Origin of the sequence: Duganella sp. LjRoot269, assembly GCF_964254095.1 — a bacterium.
Taxonomy (GTDB): domain Bacteria; phylum Pseudomonadota; class Gammaproteobacteria; order Burkholderiales; family Burkholderiaceae_D; genus Rugamonas; species Rugamonas hordei.
The window spans coordinates 3034459-3046142 of the sequence record NZ_CAXUSL020000001.1 but is presented as its reverse complement, the minus strand read 5'-3'; the positions used below and the strand labels follow the sequence as shown (position 1 = coordinate 3046142).

The window sequence follows — 11684 nt, the reverse complement described above, 5'->3', positions numbered from 1 at the left end:
GGATGGGTTGATTACATGTCCAGCAGATTGCGGTGTTCGCGCAGCAGCGCGGTAAATGCCTCGGCGTTGACCGGGCGGCTGAAATAATAGCCCTGCATTTCGTCGCAACCGCGTTCGGTCAGGAACTGCACCTGCTCGCGGGTTTCGACACCCTCCGCGATCACGCGCATGTTCAGGTTGTGCGCCAGCGAGATGACCGACAGCGCGATCGCGGCATCGTTGGCGTTGGTGGTCACGTCGTCGACAAACGATTTGTCGATCTTCAGCACGTCGATCGGGAAGCGCTTCAAATAGCTCAGGCTCGAATAGCCGGTACCGAAGTCGTCCAGCGAAATGTTGACGCCGATGTCCTTCAGCCGGCGCAGCGCCGCCACCGCCTTGTTCGGATCGCCCATCACCGTGCCTTCGGTGATCTCCAGGCCCAGGTAACCGGGCGCGATGCCGAACTTGCGCAGCGTGCTTTCCACGTACGGCACGGTGGCGTCGTTGGCGAACTGGCCCGCCGCCAGGTTGACGGCCACCTTGATGTCGCCCAGACCCTGGTCATGCCACACCTTGATCTGCGCGCACACCGTCTCCAGCACCCATTCGCCGATCGAATTGACCAGGCCATATTCCTCGGCCAGCGGAATGAAGCGGTTCGGCGGCACCTTGCCCAGCACCGCGTTATCCCAGCGCAGCAGCGCCTCGGCGCCGACCATGTTGCCGGTCTTGAGGCACATCTGCGGCTGGTAGTGCACCTCGAATTCGTCGCGCGCGATGGCGCCGCGCAGCTGGCCCTGGATCGCCAGCTTGTCGCGGATCTCCGCGTCCATGCGCTCGGTGAAGAAGGCGTAGTTGTCGCGGCCGATCTCCTTGGCGCGGAACAGCGCCGTGTCGCCGTTGCGCACCAGTTCATCGAAGCTGTCGCCGTCGGTCAGGCTGACGGCGATGCCGATGCTGGAGGTGACGGTGATCTGCTGGCCGTCGATCACCAGTTCCTTGCGCAGGCCGGCCAGGATCTTCTGCGCCAGCGCCATGGTCGCGCCCAGCTGGGCGTCGTCGGCGACGATGATCTGGAATTCGTCGCCGCCCTGGCGGGTCACGGTGTCGCCCTCGCGCACGGTGTCGCTGAGGAACCGCGACACCACCTGCAGCGCCTTGTCGCCGACGTCGTGACCGTAGGAGTCGTTGATGCTCTTGAAGCGGTCCAGGTCCAGGCACATGACGGCCACGCAGCGGTTTTCGCGGCGGGCGGCGGCCAGCGTCTGGTCGAAGCGCTGGCGCGCGAGCAGGCGATTCGGCAGGCCGGTCAGCGCGTCGTGGTTGGACAGGAAGTCGATCAGGTGCTGCTCCGCCTTGCGCTCGGTGATGTCCATGAACACGGCCACGTGATTGGTCACGTGGCCTTCGTCGTCCTTGACCACCGAGGCGCTCAGCAGGCCAGGATAGATGTCGCCGTTCTTGCGGCGCGCCAGGATCTCGCCGGACCAGTGGCCGGTCTTGATCATGGACCGCACCATCAGCTCGAAGGACTTGGCGTCCGGATCGCCGGCGTGCAGCAGGGCCACGCTCTGCCCCACCACTTCCTCGGCGCTGTAGCCGGAAATCTGCGTGAAGGCCGGATTGGTGGCGACGATGCGCGCCTCGCGATCGGTGACCACGATGGCGTCCTGCGTGGCCTCGAACACCTGGCTGGCCAGGCGCAGGAACTCTTCGTTGGCGCGGCGCTGTTCGATTTCCTTTTCCAGCGACCGGGTCAGCGCTTCCAACTCGGTGGTGCGCTCGGCCACGCGCTGTTCGAGCGAGGCGCGTTCGGCGGCCAGCGCCTGCTGGGCGCGGCCCAGCTTGACGTGGGCGTCGGTGCGGGCCAGGATTTCCTCGGCCTGGAACGGCTTGGCGATGAAATCGACCGCGCCCAGCGCAAAGCCGCGCACCTTGTCGTCGGTGTCGTGCTGCGCCGACAGGAAGATCACCGGCACCTGGCTCAGCTCCGGCGACGCTTTCAGGCGCCGGCACACCTCGAAGCCGTCGATGCCGGGCATGCGGATGTCGAGCAGGATCAACTCCGGCGGGCGCGATTGCGCCGTCCACAGGGCCAGCTCGCCGTTGGGCGCCTGGCGCACGTAGTAGCCCGCTTCGGTCAGCAGGTCGCTCAGCAGTTTGAGCGAGGCCGGCGTGTCCTCCACGATCAGCACTTCGCCCTTGGTGTGTTGGTCCGACAAATCCCGGTGCATTAAAAGCTCTCTCGCCGTATCAGTGCCATTATCATATACCTGTCAGGCTTGCGCCTCCAGTTCGTTTCCCGCCTCATCCAGCAGCGCGCACAGCTGCGGATACTGGTGCAGCCGTATCATGTGCTCGAAGCGTTCGACCACGCCCGCCAGTTCGTCCGGCAGGGGTTCCAGCAGCAGCGCCACGCGGCTCAGGTTCAGTTCCTGCAGCGCGGTTTTCAGCTCCTGGCGCAACTCCGGCGCCAGCCGCGCCAGGTCGGCGCCGGACAGCGGCTGCGGCAGGTTCTGGCGCGAACTCTGATGGCGGCGCACGAACTGCAGCCCCAGCTGCTGTTCCAGCACCACGTACAGCTGCTCCTGCTCCACCGGCTTGCGCATGAATTCATCGGCGCCGGCGTTCAGCGCTTCCTCGCGTTCCTCGGCAAAGGCCGACGCCGTCAGCACCACGATGCGCGGTTGCGGCCCGGTGGCGTTGGCGCGGATCTGGCGGGTGGCGGACAGGCCGTCCATGGTCGGCATGCGCCAGTCCATGAACACCAGGTCCGGCTGCCAGACGTCGATCATCGCCAGCGCCTGGGCGCCGTCGCCGACCGTGGCCACCTCGAAGCCCAGCGGCTTGAGCAGGCTGTCCAGCAGCGCCGCGCCGTCCGCGTTGTCGTCGGCCACCAGGATGCGGCGGCCGCGCTGCGGCGGCGCCAGCGCCGTCACCTGCTCGTCGTCCTCGCCGGCGGCCAGCGCGCTGTCGGCCACCTGCACCGCGATGGTGAACTGGAAGGTGGCGCCGGCGCCCACCGTCGATTGCACCGACAGGTCGCCGCCCATCAGCTGCACGAACTCGCGCGAGATGGTCAGGCCCAGTCCCGTGCCCTCGTTCGCGCCCGGCCCCTCGGCCTGGATGAACGGCTCGAAGATGCGCGCCTGGTCCTCCAGCGAGATGCCGGGGCCGTTGTCGATGACGGCGAACGCCACCTGGCACTGGGCGCCGTTCGGTACATTGCGCATGATGCCGCGCACCCGCAGCGTGACCTTGCCCTGGCCGGTGAACTTGACCGCGTTCGACATCAGGTTAAGCAGTACCTGGCGCAGCTTGGTGCCGTCGACGCGGGCGCCGGCCGGCAGCCCGGCGCTGTCCAGTTCCAGCTCGACGCCGGTCTGGCCGGCGCGCATGCTGACCATGTCCATCACTTCCTGCAGCATGTCGTCCAGGCTGAGCACTTCCGTTTGCAGCACGGCGCGCCCGGCCTCGATCTTGGACAGCTCCAGGATGTCGTTGATCAGTGTGAGCAGGTGCTGGCCGGAGCGGTGGATGATGGCCAGGTTGCGCTTCTCCTCCGGCAGCATGTTCTTCGAGTCGGCCATCAGGCGCGAGAAGCCGATGACCGAATTGAGCGGCGTGCGCAACTCGTGGCTCATATTGGCCAGGAAGATGCTCTTGGCCTGGTTGGCGGCCTGCGCCTGGCGCACCGCCACCGACAGCGCGTTGGTGCGTTCGGCCACCAGGTCCTCCAGGTGGATGCGGTGGCGGCGCAGCTCCTGCTCGGCCACGCGGCTGGCGGTGACGTCGTAGTTGACGCCGACCATGCGCGCCGGATGGCCCTCGGCGTCGCGGAAGATCATGGCGTCGGCCTTGATGTGATGCACCGAGCCGTCGGCCCAGACCACGCGGAACTCGACGTCGAATTCGGCCGTGCCGTCCAGCGCCTGGCGCAGCAGGGCCTCGGTCGGAATGGCGTCGTCCGGATGCATCAGCTGGCGCCACAGCTCAAGCGGCTGCTCGACCTTGCGGCCCTCGATGCCGTGCAGCCGGTACATCTGCTCGTCCCACACCACCTCGCCGGTGACGATGTTCCAGTCCCAGATGCCGATCGCCGCCGCGCTGGAGGCGATCTGCAGCCGCTCCTCGCTGGCGTGCATGGCGACGTAGCGGCTGTCCATCAGGCCGACCATGTCGCGGATCGAGGCGCTCAGGGTTTTCAGCTCGCCGAAGAACCAGTCGCTGGACGGCAGCGCGACCGTGCTGTGGCCGGCCTTGACGTTGGCGGCGTAGCGCTCGATGGTGGTCAGCGGCTTCAGGATCAGCTGCCACAGCAGCAGGTAAAGGCTGAGCACCAGCGTCACGTCCAGCACGAAGATCATGCCGGCGATGGTGTACAGGCGCTGGCGCAACTGCTCGATCAGCACCGCCGGCGAGGCGTACACGGTGATGGTGCCGATGTTCTGGCCGCCGGCGACGATGGCGCGCGTCTCCGACAGCAACTCCGGACTTTCCGGCACGCGGGCAGCGGCGACCAGCTGCGCCTTGTCGTTACGGGTCAGGATGAAGGGTTGGCGGCTGGCGGCCGGCGCCACCGCGCTGGCATACAGGTCGCGGTTGCTCAAGCCGCTCTTCATGATGGTGACGATCTGGGTTTCGTCGAAATTCCAGGCTGGCAGCGCGACGGCGGAAGCCAGCTCGTCGGCGCTGTTGGCCAGCGTCTTGTGCAGCTGCTCCCAGCGCTGGGCGCGCTCGACCTGGTAGAAATACAGCGCGAACGTGGTCAGCACCAGCGTGACGACTGCGGTCAGTGTGACGCTGACAAATACGGCAATAGAAACTCTGCCTGCACGGCGAGCGAGTCGGTCCAACATCGGAAAACCATTCTTTGGGGTTAGTCTGCGTGGCTGCGACTTAAATCATAGGTTCAAACCGACCGGAAGTCCATGGATTTTATTGCCCAAAAGGATTTAATTTCAGGATTGGCAATATTTTGCACGATCAAGCAACATCCTTGGCAGGATGCAAATGGTCGAAGGCCATCGCGGTGCTTAAAAACAGCTGGCCGTTGAGTTGCTGCAGCAGCGTGCTTTGACGCAAGCGGTCCAATACCGGCCCCTTCACTTCGGCCAGGTGCAGGCCGATATTGCGCCGTTTCATGCGATCGTTCAATTCCGACAGCGCGAACAGCGCGGTGGTATCGATCGAGCTGACCGCCGTCATCACCAGCACCAGGTGGCGCGCGCTCGGATGGGTGGCCAGTTCGGACTCGATGCGCTCGGAGACCGCTTCGACGTTGCCGAAGAACAGGTTGGCGTCGATGCGCAGCATCAGCAGTTCCGGCTGGGTTTCGGCCGGATAGCGCTCGATATTGCGGAAATGCTCGCTGCCGGCGATGCGGCCCAGCACCGCGATGTGCGGCCGGCTGGCGCGCCAGATCAAGGTGCCCATCGACAGCGCCACGCCGATCACCACACCCGCCTCCACGCCCAGCGCCAGAACGCCAAGGCAGGTAGCGCCCCAGGCCAGCGCGTCGCCGCGGTCGTAGCGCCAGGCGGTGCGCAGGATATCCAGCTCCAGCATGCCCAGCACGGCGACGATGATGGTCGCGGCCAGGGTCGGCAACGGCAGCAGCGCCAGCCAGCCGGTCGGCGCCAGCAGCGCACAGGCCAACAGCGCGGCCGTGACCAGACTGGCCAGCGGCGTGTTGGCGCCGGCGGCGAAATTGACGGCGGAGCGCGACAGACTGCCCGTCACCGGAAAGCCGCCCGACAGTGCGCTGGCCACATTGGCCGCGCCCAGGCCGATCAGCTCATGGTTGCTGACCAGTTTCTCGTTGCGCTTGAGCGCCAGCGACTGCGCCGCCGACATCGACATCAGGAACACGATGAAACCGATCAGCAGGCCCGGCTGCACGAGCGCCTTCCAATGCGCGCTGGACGTGGCCAGGTTCAGATGTGGCAGTCCGGCCGGCACTGCGCCGGTGGTGCGCACGCCCATCTCGGGCAGGCCGGTGGCGGCCATCAGCACGATGGCGCCCAGCACCACCACCATCGGCGCCAGCTTGGCGCCGATATCGGCCACCGTCGCCGGCACGCCGCAGCGCTTCAGCAGGCCGGTCAGATACTGCCGGGCCAGCACCAGCAACAGCAGCGAGCCGACGCCCAGCGCCGCACTGGGCAGGTGGATATGCGGCGGGTCGCCACCCAGCAGGATGTGCAGCTGATCGAAGGCGATGACGATGGCCGAACCGACGGTAAAGCCGCTCATCACGGGACGGGAAAAGAAATTGGCCAGGAAGCCCATGCGCAGCAAGCCGCACAGCAGCAGCACCGCGCCGGACACCAGCGCCAGCTGCGCCGCCAGCACCGAAGCCAGCGCCGATCCGGCCGGCGCCAGCGGGCCGATGACGGCGGCCGTCATCAGCGAAACGATGGCCATCGGGCCGACCGACTGGGTCATGCTGCTGCCGAACAGCGCGTAGACGATGGGCGGCAAGATGCTGGCGTAGATGCCGACCACCGGCGGCAGTCCCGCCACCAGTGCGTACGCCATGCCCTGCGGGATCATCATCATCGCCACCACCAGCCCGGCGCTGATATCGCCAGGCAGCTGGGCGCGCCGGTAGTGCTTCAACCATTGCAGCATTTGTTCGTCCAGAGTACTAGAAATATCGCCAGTCTACGTCATCGGGCACGGGGCGGCCCAGCCCTTAGACGTTTTTTATTCTTACATATACGAAAATTGCATAAGCCCAAGTGCCGTCACGATAGCAAACCGCGCTTGTGTCTTTTTCACAACCCCAAATTTCCCGCCACGCGTGGCGTTCTGTACAAGTGGCGACAGCGCTGGCATATTGAGGAAACGTTCTAAATAGCACGAACGTTCGATCTTAAAAATCGAAAACAAAAATAAACACTACTGGAGACATATGAAAACAAAATTACTCGCCGGCATGATCGCGGCATGTTGCGCCGCCCCTGCCCTGGCCCAGTCATCCGTGGTGATCTACGGGATAGCCGACGCCGGTTTGATGTACGTGAATAATGGCGGCAACGACGCCCGGACCAAACTGGTCAGCGGCATCGCCGACGGTTCCCGCCTGGGCTTCAAGGGTGCGGAAGACATGGGCGACGGCTATAAGGCCGTCTTCAACCTGGAGATGCGCGTCCAGCTCGACAATGGCAGCAATCAGGCGGGCAATTTGTCCAGCAACCAAGGTTACGCCCTGATCAAAGGCTTGAACTTCACCGTGCCGGCCGCCGCAGGAGGCGCCGCCACCGCGGCCAAACTGCTGGCTGGCGTGCAAGGCGCGCTGCAGCCCGCGATCAACGTCAACCTCAACGGCGCCATTTTCGACCGCACGTCGATGGTGGGCCTGGTGACGCCGGCCGGCGCCATCCTGCTCGGACGGATATACACACCCGACTATGAAGTGCTGGCCAACGCCGACGTGTTCGAAACCGGCACAGCCGGTGGCTGGGGCGGCATCGTCGGCGGCACCGGCGGCTTGCTGACCGCGGGCGTGGCGATCCGTTCCGACAAATCAATACAATACCGTGTGCAATCGCCGAAGGGCATCAGTGCCGCGCTGATGTACGGCACCGAGAACTCGGGCTATATCGGCATGGACAAACGCTCCTGGGGCGCCAACCTGTTCTATAAGGCGAACGGTGTGGATGTCGGCCTCGGTTACAACCATGGCAGCGATCAACTTGGCAATCGCGGCCTGATCACCACCACCCTGGGCGGCTCCTACAAGATCGGCAACTGGAAACTGTTCGCCGGCTACCATCAACAGCGCAACGACAACTCGGTGATCATCCTGTACGCCGATGCCGCCCTGGCCCCGACCTTCGCCGCCTTCGGCCCGGCCCTCGGCCCGGTGCTGGCGGGCCAACTGCACAGCACGCTCGCACGCACCTTCTACCTGAACGCCGCCAGCACTCAGGTCGGCTTCCACTACCAGACGGGCGCCGGGCGCGTCATGGCTTCGGTGGCGCGCCAGCACGACAGGACTGCTTCCGGCAGCGACGCCACCCAGTTCGCCTTGGGCTACGACCACAACCTGTCCAAGCGCACCGATTTGTACATGGTGGCGGCCTACATCAGGAATCAGGGCGATGGCCAGTATGCGATTGGCGCCGCCAGCGCCTCGGGCGGATTTACCTCCAAACCGGGCGAGGCCAGCAAAGGAATCCAGGTCGGCATGCGCCATCGCTTCTGATGCGGCGGCGGCCCCAGCTGCGTAGCGGGCAGCTGGGGCATCGGTTACCAGGCCTTTTCCTCACGATCTGCAACCCTGCGGGTGGTCCGGTCCAGGCGCCAGCGGATGTAGCGCAGGTGCAGGATCGGGTAGATATTGACGAGCACTTGAGCGAAGAAAAAGCAGGCCAGAAAGCCCCACCTCTCGCTTAGCGCGACCACAGCGATAAACGGTGTGAACAGAGCAGCAGCCCAGAAATGTGCGGCTTCCGACGACTCGACCTGACGGCGAAGCTTCACGACGTCGCCACGCTGCTGAGCAAGATATACACCGGCGTTCAGGTAGCGCAGCGGCGTGTGGCGCAGCATTCTGCCAAAGCCGGGAACGCGAAGCCGGCGGAGGATGTCGCCTTTCTGCTCCCAGGAGCGAAGCTGGTAAAGCGCGCCAGGCATTCTCAGTGCATACAGCGGCTCGGCAATTTTAGCGATGCCGAGAAAGTAGAACATCAGAAGTAATGCAAGCCACGGCGACGTAATGCCAATGACCGTACTCAGCAATGCGAACGACGTGCCAAACACCAGCACGACTGACAACAGGACCAGCGCATGAAGCCAGGCACGCATGTGATGTTCCTTGTATGGCTACGGGATGCCAGCCTCCAGCTGATGCAGTCTCCATAGCCGCCCCAAATGTGGCGCCATCAAATTGAACTTTCCTGCACTCTGTCGCGATGACGCGACGATTTGACTATGCTACTGCGGAGAAAATATCTATCGCACTTTTGACCAGGGCAGCTTTCGGCGCCGCGGCAGGTCTCAGAACGGCCTCACTCTATGGCATTCCTACGCCACTTGCAACGAAAGTCTTTGACCGTGACCACCAGCTGACGCGTTCAGAGATTCCCGCACTTGAGGCTAAGTTAGACCGAAGAAACTTTGTGCGTATGGACTAGCAACCGAGCATCTATTGCCTTGATTAAGCGCCACGAACAGACATCCTCCTTGCAAGTATTGCGGCGGCGAGACAGTAGTAATACTGTGTTTTATGCCACGTTAATCGTTTTCTAATACTATCGGATTGCCGCCATCGTCGCGGCCCATCACACGATAACAGGAGACCTCGAATGACGAATATCGTTAGGCAGTCCCGTATCTGCAGCATTCTCGTGACCTCGATGCTGGCCGCCTGCCAGCATGCAATGCCACTGGCAACGGCCATGGCGGCCCCCATCACCCTGCCGTCCTACAACGTCGATCCGGCGCAGAGCTCGGTTTCCGGGCTGTCGTCCGGCGCGTTCATGGCGGCGCAGATGCATGTGGCTTACTCGGCCACCTTCAAGGCTGGCGCCGGTGTCGTCGCCGGCGGACCTTTCTACTGCGCACAGGGTTCGGTGGTCACAGCGACCGGCCCCTGCATGGCAGCCACCAGCACCAACAAGCCGGCAACCTCCAGCCTGATATCGACCACCAACAGCTGGGCCAGCCAGGGATTGATCGACGCCACCAGCAACCTGGCCAACTCCAAGGTCTACCTGTACTCGGGCTCGATCGACAGCACCGTCAAGCAGTTGGTGATGAACGAGGCCAACACCTACTATCAGAACTACATCAGCAGCGCCAACATCTTCTACAAGAACAACGTGGCCTCGGAACATGCGATGGTCACCGACTACTTCGGCAGCGCCTGCAGCACCAAGGCCAGTCCCTACATCAACAACTGCAATTTCGACCTGGCCGGGGAAATCCTCAAATGGATCTACGGCACGCTGAACGCGAAGAACACCGGCACCCTGGGCGGCAGCTTCGTCGAGTTCAACCAGACCGAATTCATCGCCAACCCGACCACGCACGGCATGGCCGCCAGCGGCTGGGCCTATGTGCCGGCCAACTGCGGCGCCGGCCAGCAGTGCAAGGTGCACGTGGTGCTGCACGGCTGCCAGCAGGATCCGACCAAGATCCAGGACCAGTACTACCGCAACACCGGCTATAACAAATGGGCCGACACCAACAACATCGTGGTGCTGTATCCGCAGACGGCGCCCAGCAGCACCGGCAATCCAAACGGCTGCTGGGACTGGTGGGGCTACGACGATGCCAACTACGCGAAAAAGAGCGGACGCCAGATGGCCGCGGTCAAGGCCTTGGTCGACCGCGTGACCAGCGGCTTTGCCGCCCTGCCCGTGCCCACCGGCCTGCAGGTGACGGGCGTGACCAACAGTTCGATTGCATTGGCATGGAGCGGCGTGACGGGGGCGGCGGGATATGACGTGTACCGTGGCGGCGCCAAGGTCAACACCGCACTGGTGGCGGGCACAGCCTACACCGACAGCGGACTGGCGGCAGGCACCAGCTACAGCTACACCGTCAAGGCGGTGACGTCGGGAGGTTCCAGCAGCGCGGCCTCGTCGGCGGTCAGCGGCACCACCAGCGGCAGCCCGCCGCCACTGACCACGCCGACCGGCTTGAATGTCAGCGGCACCACCGCCAGCAGCGTCTCGCTGGCGTGGAGCGCGGCTTCCGGCGCCAGCGGCTATCACGTGTACCGCAACGGCGGCAAGGTCACGGCCAGCCCGGTCAGCGCCACCACCTACACCGATACCGGCCTGGCGGCCAGCACCAGCTACAGCTATACGGTGACGTCCTATGCGGCGGGGAATGAGAGCGCGCCGTCGTCGGCGGTGACGGGTACCACGCTGTCCGGCTTCACGTGCAGCGCGACGACGTCGTCGAACTATGCGCACGTGACGGCGGGCCGCGCGGTCAACAGCGGCGGCTATGCGCTGGCCAAGGGCTCGAACCAGAACATGGGGCTGAACAACACCTTCTACACCACCACGCTGGCGCAGACCTCGGCCGGCTACTACATCATCGGCAACTGCCCGTAAGCTAGGCTCCTGCGGGCAGCGATTGCTGCACCGCCTGCAGGATTTCCGCCGACAGCGCTTCATCGTCGACGGCGCGCGCCAGCACGATGGCGCCGACCATCGAGGCGTAGGTGGCCAGGGACTGACGGCGCCTTTCCGCGTCGTCGGCACCCGGCATCAGCTTTTCCAGTATCGCCATCTGCCCGACTGCCCCTTCAGTCAGCGCATGACGCGCCTTGGGCCCGAGGCGTGCGATGTCCGCTCCAAGCGCGGTGACCGAGCAGCCCTTTTCCGGATGCTCGCAATGCTGCCTGGTCAGGTAGCCGTCGCTGATTTTCTCCAGCGCGGTATCGCGCCCTTCGGCCAGATATCCTTCCCAGCGCTGCACCGATTTTTTCAGCGCATGCGCGGCGGCCTCGGCCAGCAAGTCTTCCTTGGAGTCGAAATGGCCGTAGAAGCCGCCATGCGTCAGGCCGGCGCTCTTCATCAGATCGGCCACGCCGATGCCGTCGTAGCCCTTTTCACGGAACAGCCGCGCGGCCGTTTCGATGATGCGCTCGCGGTTGAGCGCCACTTGCTCCCTGCTGACTTTCATAGCCATCTCCTCCTGAATCCCTGTTGACATTATACATTACGAGCGTAATATAT

The 11684-nt window shown here is 64.2% G+C and carries 7 protein-coding genes; 2 read left to right on the top strand and 5 right to left on the bottom strand.

Going from position 1 to position 11684, the window contains the following annotated elements; translation table 11 throughout:
* Positions 1–11: 11 nt before the first annotated feature.
* From ACSQ3S_RS13690 to ACSQ3S_RS13680, 3 genes are all read right to left on the bottom strand, one after another.
* On the bottom strand, positions 12–2204 hold the full coding sequence (locus tag ACSQ3S_RS13690) for a two-component system response regulator (protein ID WP_436142699.1): 2193 nt from the start codon (positions 2202–2204) through the stop codon (positions 12–14).
* 54 nt (positions 2205–2258) lie between these two features.
* On the bottom strand, positions 2259–4757 hold the full coding sequence (locus tag ACSQ3S_RS13685; protein WP_436142698.1) for an ATP-binding protein: 2499 nt from the start codon (positions 4755–4757) through the stop codon (positions 2259–2261).
* 211 nt (positions 4758–4968) lie between these two features.
* Entirely contained in the window at positions 4969–6615 is a 1647-nt protein-coding gene (locus tag ACSQ3S_RS13680) for a SulP family inorganic anion transporter (RefSeq protein ID WP_436142697.1), read from the bottom strand.
* 283 nt (positions 6616–6898) lie between these two features.
* Between ACSQ3S_RS13680 and ACSQ3S_RS13675 the strand changes: the two genes are divergently transcribed.
* Positions 6899–8194, top strand: coding sequence for a porin (locus tag ACSQ3S_RS13675; RefSeq protein ID WP_436142696.1), 1296 nt, complete (start codon positions 6899–6901; stop codon positions 8192–8194).
* A 44-nt stretch (positions 8195–8238) separates the two neighbouring features.
* Here the strand turns inward: ACSQ3S_RS13675 and ACSQ3S_RS13670 are convergent, their stop codons facing one another.
* A complete protein-coding gene (locus ACSQ3S_RS13670; RefSeq protein ID WP_436142695.1) occupies positions 8239–8796 on the bottom strand; it encodes a hypothetical protein in 558 nt (185 codons plus the stop codon).
* A 500-nt stretch (positions 8797–9296) separates the two neighbouring features.
* Here ACSQ3S_RS13670 and ACSQ3S_RS13665 point away from each other — a divergent pair, with 500 nt between their 5' ends.
* Entirely contained in the window at positions 9297–11057 is a 1761-nt protein-coding gene (locus tag ACSQ3S_RS13665; protein WP_436142694.1) for an extracellular catalytic domain type 2 short-chain-length polyhydroxyalkanoate depolymerase, read from the top strand.
* 1 nt (position 11058) lies between these two features.
* Here ACSQ3S_RS13665 and ACSQ3S_RS13660 read toward each other — a convergent pair whose 3' ends face one another.
* Positions 11059–11631 (bottom strand): TetR/AcrR family transcriptional regulator, encoded by a 573-nt coding sequence (locus tag ACSQ3S_RS13660; RefSeq protein ID WP_176650119.1) that lies wholly within the window; start codon positions 11629–11631, stop codon positions 11059–11061.
* Positions 11632–11684 lie beyond the last annotated feature (53 nt).